The sequence below is a fragment of the Haladaptatus sp. genome (assembly GCF_049589095.1).
Taxonomy (GTDB): domain Archaea; phylum Halobacteriota; class Halobacteria; order Halobacteriales; family Haladaptataceae; genus Haladaptatus.
Genome location: NZ_JBAWAC010000540.1, coordinates 1 through 14,188 on the forward strand (window position 1 = coordinate 1; position 14,188 = coordinate 14,188).

The 14,188-nt window shown below is 63.1% G+C and carries 18 protein-coding genes and 1 pseudogene; 12 read left to right on the forward strand and 7 right to left on the reverse strand.

Annotation, left to right across the window (positions count from 1 at the left end):
• The 6 genes from WBV42_RS17005 to WBV42_RS17030 all read right to left on the reverse strand — a co-directional run.
• A partial coding sequence (locus WBV42_RS17005) for an L-aspartate oxidase (protein ID WP_423987080.1) occupies positions 1–1,464 on the reverse strand: 1,464 nt, incomplete at its 3' end.
• Positions 1,461–2,594, reverse strand: coding sequence for a quinolinate synthase NadA (nadA, locus tag WBV42_RS17010; RefSeq protein WP_423987081.1), 1,134 nt, complete (start codon positions 2,592–2,594; stop codon positions 1,461–1,463). The genes nadA and WBV42_RS17005, both read right to left, overlap by 4 nt.
• A gap of 175 nt (positions 2,595–2,769) precedes the next feature.
• Positions 2,770–2,979, reverse strand: coding sequence for a hypothetical protein (locus WBV42_RS17015; RefSeq protein ID WP_423987082.1), 210 nt, complete (start codon positions 2,977–2,979; stop codon positions 2,770–2,772).
• A 24-nt stretch (positions 2,980–3,003) separates the two neighbouring features.
• Entirely contained in the window at positions 3,004–4,599 is a 1,596-nt protein-coding gene (locus WBV42_RS17020; RefSeq protein WP_423987083.1) for an amidohydrolase, read from the reverse strand.
• 136 nt (positions 4,600–4,735) lie between these two features.
• Positions 4,736–5,002: a hypothetical protein gene (locus WBV42_RS17025; protein WP_423987084.1), complete on the reverse strand. Its 267-nt coding sequence runs from the start codon at positions 5,000–5,002 to the stop codon at positions 4,736–4,738.
• Between the two features lie 103 nt (positions 5,003–5,105).
• Positions 5,106–6,017 (reverse strand): DUF7351 domain-containing protein, encoded by a 912-nt coding sequence (locus WBV42_RS17030; protein WP_423987085.1) that lies wholly within the window; start codon positions 6,015–6,017, stop codon positions 5,106–5,108.
• Between the two features lie 147 nt (positions 6,018–6,164).
• Here WBV42_RS17030 and WBV42_RS17035 point away from each other — a divergent pair, with 147 nt between their 5' ends.
• The 11 genes from WBV42_RS17035 to WBV42_RS17085 all read left to right on the forward strand — a co-directional run bounded on the left by WBV42_RS17035 (position 6,165) and on the right by WBV42_RS17085 (position 12,902).
• Positions 6,165–7,403 (forward strand): translation initiation factor IF-2 subunit gamma, encoded by a 1,239-nt coding sequence (locus WBV42_RS17035; protein WP_423987086.1) that lies wholly within the window; start codon positions 6,165–6,167, stop codon positions 7,401–7,403.
• Positions 7,403–7,780: a PIN domain-containing protein gene (locus WBV42_RS17040; protein ID WP_066140944.1), complete on the forward strand. Its 378-nt coding sequence runs from the start codon at positions 7,403–7,405 to the stop codon at positions 7,778–7,780. Before WBV42_RS17035 ends, WBV42_RS17040 begins: the two co-directional genes overlap by 1 nt.
• 1 nt (position 7,781) lies before the next feature.
• Positions 7,782–8,354 carry a DNA-directed RNA polymerase gene (locus WBV42_RS17045; RefSeq protein ID WP_066140942.1) on the forward strand — a complete coding sequence of 191 codons (573 nt, stop codon included), beginning with the start codon at positions 7,782–7,784 and terminating at the stop codon, positions 8,352–8,354.
• Positions 8,355–8,356: 2 nt separating this feature from the next.
• Positions 8,357–8,554, forward strand: coding sequence for a transcription elongation factor subunit Spt4 (gene spt4, locus WBV42_RS17050; RefSeq protein ID WP_066140939.1), 198 nt, complete (start codon positions 8,357–8,359; stop codon positions 8,552–8,554).
• 4 nt (positions 8,555–8,558) lie between these two features.
• The gene (locus WBV42_RS17055) at positions 8,559–9,110 is read left to right on the forward strand and encodes a GTP-dependent dephospho-CoA kinase family protein (RefSeq protein WP_423987087.1); all 552 of its coding nucleotides are present in this window, start codon (positions 8,559–8,561) and stop codon (positions 9,108–9,110) included.
• A gap of 46 nt (positions 9,111–9,156) precedes the next feature.
• Positions 9,157–9,813 carry a DUF7504 family protein gene (locus WBV42_RS17060; RefSeq protein ID WP_423987088.1) on the forward strand — a complete coding sequence of 219 codons (657 nt, stop codon included), beginning with the start codon at positions 9,157–9,159 and terminating at the stop codon, positions 9,811–9,813.
• Between the two features lie 79 nt (positions 9,814–9,892).
• Positions 9,893–10,216 carry a 30S ribosomal protein S24e gene (locus tag WBV42_RS17065; RefSeq protein WP_066140930.1) on the forward strand — a complete coding sequence of 108 codons (324 nt, stop codon included), beginning with the start codon at positions 9,893–9,895 and terminating at the stop codon, positions 10,214–10,216.
• Positions 10,216–10,350, forward strand: a complete 135-nt coding sequence (locus WBV42_RS17070) for a 30S ribosomal protein S27ae (RefSeq protein ID WP_253225237.1) — start codon at positions 10,216–10,218, stop codon at positions 10,348–10,350. Before WBV42_RS17065 ends, WBV42_RS17070 begins: the two co-directional genes overlap by 1 nt.
• Complete coding sequence (locus WBV42_RS17075) at positions 10,351–11,925, forward strand: bifunctional N(6)-L-threonylcarbamoyladenine synthase/serine/threonine protein kinase (RefSeq protein ID WP_423987089.1); 1,575 nt, start codon at positions 10,351–10,353, stop codon at positions 11,923–11,925.
• Positions 11,926–12,053: 128 nt separating this feature from the next.
• Complete coding sequence (locus tag WBV42_RS17080) at positions 12,054–12,326, forward strand: DUF5808 domain-containing protein (protein ID WP_253225235.1); 273 nt, start codon at positions 12,054–12,056, stop codon at positions 12,324–12,326.
• Between the two features lie 39 nt (positions 12,327–12,365).
• On the forward strand, positions 12,366–12,902 hold the full coding sequence (locus WBV42_RS17085) for an XTP/dITP diphosphatase (RefSeq protein WP_423987090.1): 537 nt from the start codon (positions 12,366–12,368) through the stop codon (positions 12,900–12,902).
• 25 nt (positions 12,903–12,927) lie between these two features.
• Here the strand turns inward: WBV42_RS17085 and WBV42_RS17090 are convergent, their stop codons facing one another.
• Positions 12,928–13,398, reverse strand: coding sequence for a DUF7384 family protein (locus WBV42_RS17090; RefSeq protein ID WP_423987091.1), 471 nt, complete (start codon positions 13,396–13,398; stop codon positions 12,928–12,930).
• Positions 13,399–13,647: 249 nt separating this feature from the next.
• On the opposite strand from WBV42_RS17090, the pseudogene WBV42_RS17095 reads away from it, so the two are divergent.
• Positions 13,648–14,188, forward strand: a pseudogene (locus tag WBV42_RS17095) (PGF-CTERM sorting domain-containing protein); the annotation flags it as partial.

Below are 14,188 nucleotides of genomic sequence, written 5' to 3' on the forward strand. Positions count from 1 at the left end.
TTCCTCCACGTGGTGACAGCCGACGGATTCGGCGTTCATCGCGTCCCGAGCGATGAGCAGGGCGACGACGCTCGCGTTTCGGAGTTCGTACAGGTCCCGTGCGGTTCGGGTTCTGGCGTAGGCGTCCACCTCTCCTTTCAACCGCCGAATCGCGGCGGTCGCCCGTCGGAGGTCGTCGGGATTCCGCGAGAGGCCGACGTACTCGTCCATCACCTGCCGGAGGCGGGTGAACTTGTCGCGGGCGAACCCGGCGGGGAGCGCCGGGTCGCTGTTCAGCAATTCCGGGGTTTCGACCGGTTCCGGGCCAGTCGAAACGTCCGCCGCGCGCTCCCCCGCGCGGAGACCCCAGACCAACCCTTCGAGCAGGCTGGTCGAGGCGAGGCGGTTCGCGCCGTGAACGCCGGTCCGCGCACACTCCCCGACCGCGAACAGGCGGTCGAGGCTCGTCGTTCCGTGGTCGTCCACCTCGATGCCGCCGCAGAGGAAGTGCTCGCTCGGCGCGACGGGAATCGAATCGCGGTCCACGCCGCGCTCGTCGCACTTCTCGGCGAGGTCCGGAAACGTCTCCGCGAAATCAAGCGGCGTCGTGTCGAGGACGACTTCGCCGGTTCGGTCGCGTTCGCGCTGGACCGCGCGGGCGACCACGTCCCGCGGCGCGAGTTCGGCGTCCGGGTGTTCGTCGACCATGAACCGCTCGCCGTCGGCGTTCCGGAGGACTGCGCCCTCGCCGCGAACGGCTTCGCTGACGAGGAAGGGGTCGTCTCCGCTATATGCGGTTGGATGGAACTGCACGTACGCCATGTCCCTCGTCTTCGCCCCCGCCAGCGCGGCCATGGAGATGCCGTCACCCGTCGCCGAATCGGGGTTCGTCGTGTGGTCGTACAGTGCGCCGACCCCGCCGGTGGCGAGTAACGTGGCCCCGGCGAAGACGGGCCAAATTTCGCCATCCCGTTCGAGCATCGCGCCGTGAACGCGACCCTCGTGGGTCACGAGCGTGAGCGCGGCGGTGTCCTCCGCGACGGTCACGCGCGGATGGGAATCGAGATGGGAGAGGAACGGGCCGAGGACGTGCTGGCCCGTGCTGGCGTCGATGTGGAGGATTCGCTCCTCGGAATGGGCGGCCTCCCGCCCGTAATCGTACTCCTCGCCGTCCGAGTCGAAGGAGATGCCGAGCGTATCGATGAGCACGTCCTCGACGGCGTCGTTCGCGTTCTCGACCAATACGTCGACCGCTTCGGCGTCGGCCGTGTCCGCGCTCGCCGCCAGCACGTCGGCGTGGAACGCCTTCGGATCGTCTCGGGTGACGGCGATACCGCCCTGTGCCCAGTGCGTCGAGGCGTTTTCCGGGCGGGTTGCCTTCGTGGCGACGAGCACCTCCGCACCCGCGCGCGCCGCGCCGAGCGCGGCGCTACAGCCTGCGATACCGCTTCCGATAACGAGAACATCGATTTCTTCCCCGCTCATAGCTCCAGCATCCTCTCCAGCGCCAGCATGGCGAGGTCCTTTTCCTCCGGTGCGACTTCGATGACGTTTCGTTCCCGTCCTTCGACCAGTTCTTCGAGCACCCACGTCAGGTAGTTCGGGTCGATCTGGCGCATCGCGTTGCAGTCCATGCAGGCGTCGCCGCAGAGCGGGAGGACGTTCACCTCGGGATGCCAGCGTTCGAGGTGGTTGACGAGGTGGATTTCCGTCCCGATGGCCCACGTCTCGCCGGGGTCGGCCTCGGCGATGGACTCGCAGATCGTCGCCGTGCTGCCGACGACGTCCGCCGCCTCCACGACTTCGCGGCGACATTCGGGGTGGACGACGACCTTCGCGTCCGGGTGGTCCGCGCGAACTCGGTCGACGTGTTCCACGCCGAAGCGCTCGTGAACCTGGCAGTAGCCGTCCCAGAGGATGATCTTCGAATCCGCGATCGCATCGGCGTCCTGTTCCTCGGGGTCCCACGGGTTCCACATCGCCGTCTCGTCCTCCAACCCGAGACGATGGGCCGTGTTCTCGCCGAGGTGTTTGTCCGGCAGGAAGAGCACCTTGTCGCCCTGCTCCAGCGCCCATTCGAAGACGCGGTGGGCGTTCGATGAGGTGCAGACCGCGCCGCCCTGCTCGGCGCAGAACGCCTTCAAGTCGGCGTAGGAGTTCATGTACGTGATCGGGATGATGTTCGCGTCGGGCGCGGCCGCCTCGATTTTCGCCCACGCGGAATCGACCTGCAACGCCTCGGCCATCCCGGCCATCGGACAGGACGCCTCCATCGACGGCAGGATGACGGTCTGATCGTCGTCCGTGATGATGTCCGCCGATTCGGCCATGAACGTGACGCCGCCGAAGACGACGTACTTCGCGTCGGCCTCGGCCGCCTTCACGCTCAGTTGGTAGGAATCGCCGATGAAATCCGCGTGTTCGACGATCTCCCGCCGTTGGTAGTTGTGGCCGAGGACGACGACGTCGTCGCCCAGCGTATCGAGCGCCCGCTCGATACGTTCCGTTCGTTCTTCTTCACTCAACCCCCGATATTCCGATGGAAGCTGTTCTAGATTATCGTATTTGAACAGACTCAATTCGGTTTCGAGGTTTGCGGTCTCCATTTTTGGCACGTTGGTCCACCTGTGGTTGCACTAGCCAACAACAGCCAGTATTGAAAATATTTTCTCTTCAAAATACGATTTCCGATTCATTCGGTTATTGATAGCGCGTGCTGTTCGCTATCCACCGCGGAATACGACTCGAAAAACGAGTTCAGTTCCCGGTATCAAATGGGTCCCGTTCCCGTTATCGCCTGTCGTCGCGCGTGTCGCGGCGGGCGGCGCGTTCGGCGCTCGACCAGTCGTGATGCTCGGTCTCCTCGCGGTCCGATTCCGTATCGATGAGCCACCAGAGGACGAGCGGGCCACCGATGGCGAAGAGAAGGAAGAGGGCGAAGACGCCGCCGAGTTCGGCGGCGAGGGGAATGGGGAAGAGGATGGGGAGGGCGAAGGACATGATCGAGAACTGTCTGGAAACAGCTTAATCGTTCCGTCCGTCGAAGGCGACGACGCCGTCCACGACGGTCATCGCCACGTCGATGTTTTCGATGTCGTCGGCGTGTTCCCATGGCGAGTGGTCGAGGACGGTGAAGTCGGCCTTCTTGCCGACCTCGACGGTGCCGAGGTCGTCCTCGTCGAATCCGGCGTAGGCCGCCCCGAGCGTGTACGCGCGGAGCGCTTCCGTCACGGAAAGCCGCTGTTCCTCGACGGGCGCGTTGACGGTTTGGTGAATCCCGAGCAGCGGGTCGAGGGGCATGCAGTCGCTGCCGAACGCGAGATGTGCACCCGCGTCGAGTAGAGTGCGGTAGCGGTTCGTCTGCTTTCGGCGCTCCTCACCCAGTCGAGCGTCGTACAGGCCGCCCGGTTGCGCCCATTTCAGGAAGTTCGGCTGCACGGATGCGATCACGCCCGACTCCGCGAACCGCTCGATCTGTTCGTCCGTCACGAGTTCGACGTGCTCGACCCGGTGGCGCTTCTCGCCCGCGTCCCCCGTCTCATCGAAGGCGTCCAGCACGGCTTCGATCGCCTCGTCGCCGATGGCGTGGGCCGTCACCTGAAATCCGGCACCGTCCGCCCGCGTGACGATGTCGTCCAGTTCCTCGGGGGAGACGACCCACTGGCCGGTCACGTCGTCGGCGTCCGCATCGACGACCTCCTCCGCGTCGGCGTACGGTTTCGAGAGCTTCGCCGTCCGGCCGCCGAAACTGCCGTCGGTGAACGACTTTATCGCACCCGTCGTCACCAACGAACTGCCGTGGTTCGTCACGAGACCGACCTCCTCCGCGGCCTCGATGTGGTCGCTCCAGTAGTTGATGCGGACGCGCATGGTCAGGTCGCCCTCCAGTTCGAGTCGGCGGTACACCTCCGGTGCACGGGATTGCCGACACATGTCGTGGACCCCGGTGACGCCCTTCTCGTGGGCGTCGCGCTGGGCCGCCAACAGGAGTTCACGGGTCGTTTCGGTATCCGGTTCGATGGTCTCGAAGACGGCGTTCACCGCGTCCTCCACGATGACGCCGGTCGGTTCGCCATTCTCGGTCTCGACGTCTTCCTCGGGCATCTCGTCGCCCAGTCGGTCGAGCACCACGCCGTTGACCGAGGCGACGTGCAGGTCCTCGCGGAACGCGGCGACAGGACGGGTTTCGCTCACCGAATCGAGGTCGTCGCGGGTGAGATAGCGCGACTCGTCCCACATGCTCTCGTCGAAGCCGTAGCCCAGGACCCACTCGTGGTCGCTCGAATCGCGGTCCTCGTCCAACTCGGCCAGCAGGTCGACGCAGTCGGCGGGCGAATCGGCGTCCGAGAGGTCGGCGTTCACCAGATAGCTCCCCACGGTCTGCATGTGGGTGTGCGCGTCGATGAATCCCGGTAGGAGGACGCGTCCGCCGAGGTCGATGACCTCGGTTTGGACTCCGTTCAGGAAGTTCACCTCGTACGCCGAATCGACGCGAACGATTTCCCCGTCGCGGATCGCGACCGCTTCAGGTCGGTCATCCGTGTCGTCGTTTCCCGCCGAGTCGTCCGCGAGAGTGTGCACCTCCGCGTTCGTGAGGATCAGATCCGCTGGCGCTGTCATGGTTTCGTGGTCTGTTCGAGCGGCGATAACTGTTCGGGAACCACTAGATCAGGGTGGGATTTCGAGGTCGTCTTCGTCATTGCTGCCGTCGCAGAATCGGGATGGTCATTTCATGGTAATTCCGCCAAAAAATCGTTCAGACGTTCAAAGCCCCAAACACACTGGCAATCACCCGCACAACGAGGAACGGCAACAGGACGATGAGACCGATGCTGGCCGCCCACGCGACGAGCAGAACGGGAATTCCCGTTCCGACCATCGCCACACCGTTCACGACGATGAGACCGAGGGCGAGTGCGACGATGGTGCCGAGCACGAGCGCGGACAACGCGGCGAGGGCTCGGCGGGCGAAGGCGGTTCGTGGAGATGGGTCGGCGAATCCGACGGTGGTTTCGTACTTCATGGTACTCTCCTCGTTTGAACGAAGGGGAGCTACCGACAAATATGTTAGCTGAAGAACACTTCTGTAGGATCCGATACTGAAACGCGTTCCTGTAATTTCGGTGTCAGGCGACGCTCTCGGCGTCGGTTGCCGACGGACAGTCCTGATCGATTTCGATGACGTTCATGTCGGCGTCGAGGGTGACGTCGAGGGTCTCGTCGTCGAGCGAAATCGAGACGCGGATTCGCCACGGGTCGTCCCCGAGAATCGTCGTGGTTTCATCGCCCACACACCACGAGAGCGACCAGAACGGCTTCGTACAGAGGTCGATGCCGTGGTCGCTGTAGAACGTGACGACCCGCGACTGGTCCAGAAGCGACAGTCCAACCGTGGAATGGAGTTGGTGATGGCACTGCTCGCAGTGGTGGTCCACCCTGACCTTCGTTCCGAGGACGTTCTCCGTATCCTTCTTCACCGTCGTTCCCATCTTCCCGTTGCACTCCGGGCACACGCCGTCGGCGGCGAGACAGTGGAGGTGGCGCACGCGCTGGTTGAACGCGTCCATGATTTCGCCGCTGGTACGGTCGTTCAGACCACCCGGCGGGAACGGATAGTTGCCGTGGGCCTTCCCGCAGTCGGGACAAGCCACCGTCAGCGTCTCCTCCTCGTACGTCGCTCGGAGGTGGGAACCACAGGCGGCGCACGTCTCGTCCAGTTCGATGGGGTCGAGATGCGGATGTTCGTTGAACGACCCCGCCAGCACCGCGCTCACGACCTTCTTTCCGGCCTGGCGGAAGTCGTAGCCCTCGTCGGTTCGGACGACGAAGTGGTCGGTCAACTGTTTCAGATGGTAGTTGAACTGGGCGCTGTCGCGCATCCCGACCTCCTTTCGAAGTTCGGAGAAGCCGACTGGTCGTTCCGGGGCCTGCCAGAGCGCCTCCAGAATCGAGAGGCGCGTCTCGTTGGCGATGACCGAGAACGCTTTTGCCGGAGCAAGGCAGTCCTCACACTCCTGTAACTCGGTGTCGCTGCTCATGAGGGTAGTTTCGTCGGGTAGCGGATAAAACGTTATGTGAATAACATTTTTGTAACGTCCTTGTCAGGAACTCGCTCGATGCGAGAACAGTAGGTTTATCAGTCGTTCGGGCCGAATCTACGACAAGATTACTTCAGGAGGTCAACGTTGACAGGAACACACAACCAACCGGAGGTGAATATCGGACTCGTCGGCCACGTAGACCACGGAAAGACAACGCTCGTGCAGGCTCTTTCCGGCGAATGGACCGACCAGCACTCCGAGGAGATGAAGCGTGGGATTTCTATCAGACTCGGATACGCAGACGCGACGTTCAGGCAGTGCCCTGGCGTGGACGCACCGGAGTGCTACACGGTAGACGAGACGTGCGCCGACGGTTCGGAAAGCGAACCGAGTCGAACAGTATCGTTCGTGGACGCGCCCGGCCACGAAACGCTCATGGCGACCATGCTCTCAGGAGCGTCGCTGATGGACGGCGCAGTGCTCGTCGTCTCGGCCACGGAGAACGTTCCGCAGGCCCAGACCGAAGAGCACCTGATGGCGCTCGACATCATCGGCATCGAGAACATCGTCATCGCACAGAACAAGATCGACCTCGTCAGTCCCGACCGCGCGCGACGTAACTACGAACAGATTCAGGAGTTCGTGGAAGGGACGGTCGCGGAGGACGCGCCAGTCGTCCCGATCAGCGCTCAACAGGAGGTCAACATCGACCTGCTGATACAGGCCATCGAGGAGGAGATCCCGACGCCGGAACAGGACCCGAACGACGACCCACAGATGTACGTCGCTCGGAGTTTCGACATCAACCGTCCCGGCACGACGTGGGACAGTCTCACTGGCGGCGTGCTCGGCGGCAGTCTCGTTCAAGGAAAGCTCAACGCGGGCGACGAACTCGAACTCCGTCCCGGACGCGAAGTGGAAGAAGGCGGCCAAACGGAGTGGGAACCCATCCAGACCGACGTTCGGTCCCTCCAAGCGGGTGGCGAGATGGTGGACGAAGCCACGCCCGGCGGCCTACTCGGCGTCGGAACGGGTCTCGACCCGAGCCTCACCAAGGGTGACGCGCTGGCCGGACAGGTCGCGGGGACCCCCGGCAGTCTCCCGCCGACGTGGGAGCAGTTCACGATGAAAGTCGATTTGCTCGAACGCCTCGTCGGCATGGACGAGCAGAACGTGGACGAAATCAGCACGGGCGAACCGCTCATGCTGACGGTCGGAACGGCGACGACGGTCGGTGCCGTCACCAGCGCGCGCGACGACGAGTGTGAAGTCTCGCTCAAGCGTCCCGTCTGTGCGGCTGAAGGGGCGAAAATCGCCATCAACCGCCGTATCGGCGCACGCTGGCGGCTCATCGGCATCGGAACCCTCACGACCCAGAACTGATGGTTCACACCGTCGTCATGGATACCAGTGCCCTCATGATGCCCGTCGAATGTGGCGTCAGGGTGTTCGACGAACTCGACCGGCTATTGGGCCAGTTCGAGTGTGTCACCCCTCGCGCCGTCGTCACCGAACTCGACGGACTGTCACAGGGCAACGGCAAGGAGGCGACCGCCGCGAGTGTGGGAGCCGATTTGGCGACGCGATGTCGAACCATCGACCACGAGGAATCGTACGCCGACGACGCATTGGTCGAACTCGGACCCGAGTTCGATTTCGTCGTCACGAACGACGCACCCCTTCGTACACGCCTGCTCGACGCTGGCGTATCGGTAATCCATATAAGGGGGAAGAACAAACTCGCAATCACTCAACCATAGCATGTATAAACGGGCCAGATTGAAGGACACGGTCGAAGTACCTCCCCAGTTCCTCGCAGACGTTACGCCGGACCTGGTGAAACGGTTACTACAGGACAAACTCGAAGGACGGATGGACGAGGACGTCGGAAGCGTCGTCAGCGTCACCGAAGTTCACGACATCGGCGAAGGTGCAGTGCTGCCGAACCGTCCCGGCGTCTACTACGAAGCGGAGTTCGACGCGCTGACGTTCGACCCGCAGATGCAGGAAGTCGTGGACGGCGAAGTCGTCGAAGTCGTCAACTTCGGGGCGTTCGTCGGTATCGGGCCGGTGGACGGCCTGCTCCACGTCTCCCAGATTTCGGACGAATACCTCGCGTTCGACGAGGAGGGCCAAGCGCTCGCCTCCCGCGAGTCCAACCGCACGCTTGGCGTCGGCGACTCCGTTCGCACGCGTATCGTCACCAAGAGCATCGACGAACGCAACCCGCGTGAGAGCAAGATCGGTCTCACGGCGAAGCAGGTCGGCCTCGGTAAACACGGCTGGCTGAAAGAAGACCGTCAGAAGCGCCACGCGACGACGGAGAGCGAATAACGATGGCGAGTAATCGCCTCGCCTGCCGTGACTGCCACGCCGTCGTGGAGCCGGACGAGGAGATCTGTCCCGTCTGTAACTCCACCAGCCTCACCGAGGACTGGAGCGGCTACGTCTCCATCGCCCACCCCGAGGAGAGCGAAATCGGGCGGGAGATGGAAGTCACGGAGCCGGGAAGCTACGCGCTGAAAGTCAGATAGAGACGTGTCAGAAACAGTCGTCTCGCTTCCCCGCGCGTTGCGTGGAGAACTAAAGGAACCGCTCGGACCGATTTTCACCGACGCGGAGACGCTTCTCGAATCTGCCGAGCGACCGCTAGTCGCCGTCGGAGACGTTGTCACGTATCACCTCGAATCGGCTGGCGTCACGCCGGACGTCGCGCTCGTGGATGGGATCACCAAACGCGACGCCGTCGACCCCGAAATCCGGGACGCCGTCAGCGACGACGCGCGACGCGTTCCGGTGGAGAACCCGGCCGGCGTCCTCACGGACGACCTCCTTACGGCGCTCGCCGACGCGATCGAGGCGGACGCATCGACCGTTCTCGTCGTGGACGGGGAGGAGGACCTCGCCGCGCTTCCGGCGGTGCTCGCCGTGCCGGTCGGTGGAAGCGTCGTCTACGGACAGCCGAACGAAGGGATGGTTCTCACGAGCGTCACGTCCGACCTACAAACCGACGTTGCCGACCTGTTGGCGCGCATGGACGGCGACGTCGAGCGGTTGTTCTCGCTCGTCGGTTACGCTGACCGCCGCTAACAGGAGGTGAAACAGTTTATTAGGCTGGTTTCACAATTGTATCACGATGCGGAGAAGTGGAACCGACGAGACGCGTGCGCTGGAGTTCGAGCGAACGCTCCAGCGGTTGAAACGGGAGGGGTGTAACCTCCTACTCGTCGGTTCCGTTCCGGATTCCGTGCTCTCAGCGGCAAGCCGAAAGCTGTTCGGCGACCCCGAAGAGCGTCGATTTCGCGTTGCCGTTCTCTCGGGAACGCCACGGACGGTGGTGTACGAACGATTGCCGACGACGGCGTTGGACGAGACCGCCACCGTCATCTCACACGAAGGCGTGTCGATACCACCCCACATTTCCGCGCCGGTCGTCGATGTCGATTCGGGGATTCGGGAGCTCACGAGTTCTATTTCGGAGACGATAACGTCGTTCGAGGGGTCGAAGAACTTTCAACCGGGCGAACTCCGACTCGGCCTTGACTCGCTCGGGTCGATGTTGACCCGGTACGATCCGACGCTCGTTCGGCAGTTCCTCGGCATCGTCGGTGGGCAAGTCCGCGGCGCGAACGGGATGGGTCACTACGTCCTGCCGCGACCGTACGACCACGAACTCGTGACGGCCCTCGAACCGCTGTTCGACGGCGTCATCGAATATCGCGTCGAGAATGGACGGGAGGAGCGGTGGCATTTTACCCATCACGACCTCCGTTCGCCGTGGCTTCCACTGTAATCGCGTTCCAGTGGAATCGCCCACTTCGAAATCCTTTTACACGCTTCGGGGAGAAGAACACTATAACTGAGTGTTACACATGGAAGTCGAAATCCTCTCACAGGAGCAAAATCCAATGCTCCACCGGACTGAAGTGCGGTTCCAGATCGTTCACGACGAGGCAACGCCCTCGCGCCTCTCGGTGCGCGACAGCCTCGCGGCGAAACTCGACAAGAACGCGGACGAAGTCGTCGTTCACGAGATGAACACGAAGTTCGGCATGCGAAAGACCGTCGGCTACGCGAAGGTCTACGACAGCTCCGAACACGCCCGTGACGTCGAGCAGGAGTACATGCTCGAACGAAACAAGATCACGGCCGACTCCGAAGGCGAGGCGGAACCGGAAGCCGAGGAGGCTGAATAATGGCGCGAAACGAACTCTACAACGACGACGGCACGACCGAGCGCGAGCAGTGCCCGCGCTGTGGCGACACGTTCCTCGCGGACCACGGCGACCGGCTTCACTGCGGCAAGTGCAGCTACACCGAGTGGAAGTAAATGCGAATCCTCGGCGTTGAGGGTACCGCGTGGGCGGCCAGCGCGTCCGTCTACGATTCGAACACCGATTCTGTTTTTATCGAAACCGACGCCTACCAACCGGAGAGCGGCGGCATTCATCCGCGCGAAGCCGCCGAGCACATGGGCGAGGCGATCCCGCGCGTCATCGAAACGGCACTCTCCGAGGCTGACGGTGATATCGATGGCATCGCCTTCTCGCGCGGCCCGGGCCTCGGCCCGTGTCTGCGTATCGTCGGGACGGCGGCCCGTGCGGTCTCACAGACGTTGGACGTGCCGCTGGTCGGCGTGAATCACATGGTCGCCCACCTCGAAATCGGGCGACAACGATCCGGGTTCGACTCGCCCGTCTGTCTGAATGCGAGCGGTGCCAACGCCCACGTGCTGGGCTACCGAAACGGCCGGTACCGCGTCCTCGGGGAAACGATGGACACGGGCGTCGGCAACGCCATCGACAAGTTCACGCGCCACGTCGGGTGGTCACACCCCGGCGGGCCGAAAGTCGAGCAGGCCGCCGCGGACGGCGAGTACATCGACATGCCGTACGTCGTGAAGGGAATGGATTTCTCGTTTTCCGGAATCATGAGCGCGGCGAAGCAGGCCGTCGACGACGGTCACGAGATTCCGGACGTCTGTTTTTCCATGCAGGAGAACATCTTCGCCATGCTGACCGAGGTGGCCGAGCGCGCCCTCTCGCTGACCGGCCGGGACGAACTCGTCCTCGGCGGCGGTGTCGGAAACAACGCTCGACTGCGCGAGATGCTCGCCGAGATGTGCGAGCAGCGCGGGGCGAAGTTCTACGCGCCGGAACCGCGCTTTTTGAGCGACAACGCCGGAATGATCGCGGTGCTCGGCGCGGAGATGGTCGCGGCGGGGGACACGATTCCGGTGGCCGAATCCGCGGTAAACTCGAACTTCCGCCCGGATCAAGTCGCCGTGTCGTGGCGCGGGACGGAAGCCCCCGACGTGCTTCGGCACCCCGACGAGCGCGAGGTTCGCGGCGCGGAAGCGACGGTTGACATCGGGCCCGAGCGCGTCGAAAAGCGCCGGACGCCCAAATCCTACCGCCATCCCGAACTCGACGCGACGCTTCGCAAGGAGCGCACGACGCTCGAAGCGCGCCTGACGAGCGATGCCCGACGCGCTGGCGTCCCGACGCCGGTCGTCTACGACATTGACCTCGCCGAATTTTCCATCGAGTTCGAACACGTCGGCGAGGCGGATTTGCGCGACGAACTCACCGCCGACCGCGTGCGGGACGTGGGCCGTCACCTCGGCACGCTCCACCGCGAGGGTATCGTTCACGGCGACCCGACGACGCGGAACTTCCGGTGTTCGGCCGACCGAACCTACGCCATCGACTTCGGACTGGGCTACTACTCGGACGACGTGGAGGACTACGCGATGGATCTGCACGTCTTCAGCCAGAGCCTCGCCGGAACCGCCGACGACGCGGAGGACCTCCAGCGCGAGTTCGAATCAGCCTACGAGGAGACCGGCGACGACCTCGTTCTCGACCAACTCCGTGAGATCGAAGGCCGCGGCCGGTATCAGTGAGAACGAACTCGTTTTTGAATCCGCTTCTTCGTCCGTACCGACTCCCGAACAACCTCCGAAACGGACCCGCCGTCGCCTTGCAATCCGATGCCCCAAACGCTATAATAGGTGCGGACAATGTCTATCACATGTCCGACAAAGAAACGTCAGGAACGCTCTTCGGTGTCCCGTACAACTTCGAACGCCCCAGCGTCGGGCGAATGCTCTCGGCGTACTGGAAGCCCGGCGAGGGGATGCTCGTCGAGAAACCGTTCGGCGTCGGCTACACGCTCAACCTCGCCAACTGGCGCTCGTGGGTCATCCTCGCCGTCGCCGGCCTGATGTTCTACTTGGAGAGCGAGAAGGAAGGCAAGTCCGAAGCCGAGAACGAACCCGTCGAAGTCATCGTCGACGACGACTGATTCGACGCTTCTTTTTCCCCGCACATCCCTCTCTCGCGTATGATTCGATTCGTCACCGGCAACGAGGGAAAGGTGCGGGAGGCACGCGAGTATCTGGACGACGAGGTTCGCCAGATCGACTACGACTACACGGAAGTCCAGAGCGACGACCTCGCCGAAATCGCGCTCCACGGCGCGCGCGAGGCGTTCGAGGAGACGGGCGACGACGACCCGATAATCGTGGACGACGCGGGACTGTTCATCGATTCTGTCGGCGGGTTTCCGGGACCGTACTCGGCCTACGTTGAGGACACACTCGGCATCGAGCGCGTGTGGCAGCTCGCGGAGCGGGAGGAGAATCGCCGCGCACACTTCCGCTGTGTCGTCGCGTACTACGACGGCGAGAACGCCGAGACGTTCTCCGGCGCGGTTCCGGGCACGCTCGTCGCGCCCCGCGGTGACGGCGGATTCGGCTACGACCCTATCTTCGAACACGAAGGGAAGACACTCGCGGAGATGAGCACCGAGGAGAAAAACGCCATCTCACACCGCGGCCGCGCGCTAGCGAAGTTCGCGGACTGGTTGGCTGAGAAGTAGCGAGGGTCGGTTCCGACGTTTGCGGTTACCCCCGCAAATCGTGGTCCGGTCCCGGGTACTCCCCGCCGACCACCACGTCGTACAGACTCTCGGGGTCGAACAGGGTCACGAACCCGTCGGGGCGCTTCACGCTGACTGAAATCCGGCCCTGAAGCGCACTTGCCGTTTCCGCGCTCCGCAGGGAGTCGTCGTAGGAGAGGATGTGGGCCGCGTTGCCCGCGTGCGCGCTGGCGAGGGCAGGGTGGTCGCCGGGGGTCTGTTCGACGTCGATTCGCAGGTCTTCGATCCTTTCTCGCCACTCGTTCGCCAACTCGTCGTCGGCCAGTTCGCGGATGACTTCCTCGGCATCGTCGAGTAGTTCGTCGCTGGCGACGAGTTCGACCCACGAGTGTGCACGGACGATGTCCATCGTCTCGCGGGCACCGCCGCCGACGAGCACGTCCGCCACCAACACGTCGGCATCGACGGCGAGGCGGGCGGGATTTGGGTCACTCATCGCGTCGCTCCGCGAGCGTCTTCCGAATCGTCTCGATGTCCGTTTCGAATCGCGCCGCTCGGTCGAACAGGTCGCGCCACGTCATGGTTCGACGTGTGTGGCCGAACGGGAAAACTGGTATGGATGAACGGGTGAGGGAATTCCGATTTTGAGAGTATTGCGGACACCTGACATCGAGAGCCGTGTTTTCGTACCGCAACCATATCAAATAGCAGAAGTGTTTTAACACATCCACAACATGATAGTATCATGGTACGAAACGTATCAGCGTATACCCTCCTCGCACCGTTACTGGTGTTGATGGTGCTAATCGCCCCTGTTGCGGCGATTTCACCGGTGACTGCACCGCATGCCGCCCAACAGCAAACGCTCACGACGGCCGACCCCGCCGATTCCGTCTACGTGATGGACAACGGCGATGCGGTCCTCGCGTACAACGACACGAACACGGACAACAGCAGCCTCGAATTCGGGGCGAACGTGACGAAGGGTCTCGTCCACGTCCTCGCCACGGACGAAACCGAATCGGACATGGACGCGGCGATGTCGCTCGTGATGACACCCGATGGATACACCGGAAACGGGTCGCTCACCGCCGACAGTCCGGATTCGCTTTCGAACCTCGACCTCGACGTGAATAGCGTCCAGAACGGGGAGAAGGCAAACGCCGACGTGACGCTGGACGCCGCCTTCGACAGCGAGTCCTCGATGTCCACTGCCGGTTCCGTCCACACCGACGGCAGTATGACGGTCACCGGCGACTCGTTCCGAACGAACGGAACGGGATCGA

Excerpts from the sequence above, each read along its gene's own strand:
- WBV42_RS17015 (WP_423987082.1), bottom strand. The coding sequence starts at position 2,979 with ATGTCCTTCGCCCTCCCCATCCTCTTCCCCATTCCCCTCGCCGCCGAA.
- WBV42_RS17020 (WP_423987083.1), bottom strand. The coding sequence starts at position 4,599 with ATGACAGCGCCAGCGGATCTGATCCTCACGAACGCGGAGGTGCACACT.
- WBV42_RS17025 (WP_423987084.1), bottom strand. The coding sequence starts at position 5,002 with ATGAAGTACGAAACCACCGTCGGATTCGCCGACCCATCTCCACGAACC.
- WBV42_RS17030 (WP_423987085.1), bottom strand. The coding sequence starts at position 6,017 with ATGAGCAGCGACACCGAGTTACAGGAGTGTGAGGACTGCCTTGCTCCG.
- WBV42_RS17040 (WP_066140944.1), top strand. The coding sequence starts at position 7,403 with ATGGTTCACACCGTCGTCATGGATACCAGTGCCCTCATGATGCCCGTC.
- WBV42_RS17045 (WP_066140942.1), top strand. The coding sequence starts at position 7,782 with ATGTATAAACGGGCCAGATTGAAGGACACGGTCGAAGTACCTCCCCAG.
- spt4 (WP_066140939.1), top strand. The coding sequence starts at position 8,357 with ATGGCGAGTAATCGCCTCGCCTGCCGTGACTGCCACGCCGTCGTGGAG.
- WBV42_RS17060 (WP_423987088.1), top strand. The coding sequence starts at position 9,157 with ATGCGGAGAAGTGGAACCGACGAGACGCGTGCGCTGGAGTTCGAGCGA.
- WBV42_RS17065 (WP_066140930.1), top strand. The coding sequence starts at position 9,893 with ATGGAAGTCGAAATCCTCTCACAGGAGCAAAATCCAATGCTCCACCGG.
- WBV42_RS17070 (WP_253225237.1), top strand. The coding sequence starts at position 10,216 with ATGGCGCGAAACGAACTCTACAACGACGACGGCACGACCGAGCGCGAG.
- WBV42_RS17075 (WP_423987089.1), top strand. The coding sequence starts at position 10,351 with ATGCGAATCCTCGGCGTTGAGGGTACCGCGTGGGCGGCCAGCGCGTCC.
- WBV42_RS17080 (WP_253225235.1), top strand. The coding sequence starts at position 12,054 with ATGTCCGACAAAGAAACGTCAGGAACGCTCTTCGGTGTCCCGTACAAC.
- WBV42_RS17085 (WP_423987090.1), top strand. The coding sequence starts at position 12,366 with ATGATTCGATTCGTCACCGGCAACGAGGGAAAGGTGCGGGAGGCACGC.
- WBV42_RS17090 (WP_423987091.1), bottom strand. The coding sequence starts at position 13,398 with ATGAGTGACCCAAATCCCGCCCGCCTCGCCGTCGATGCCGACGTGTTG.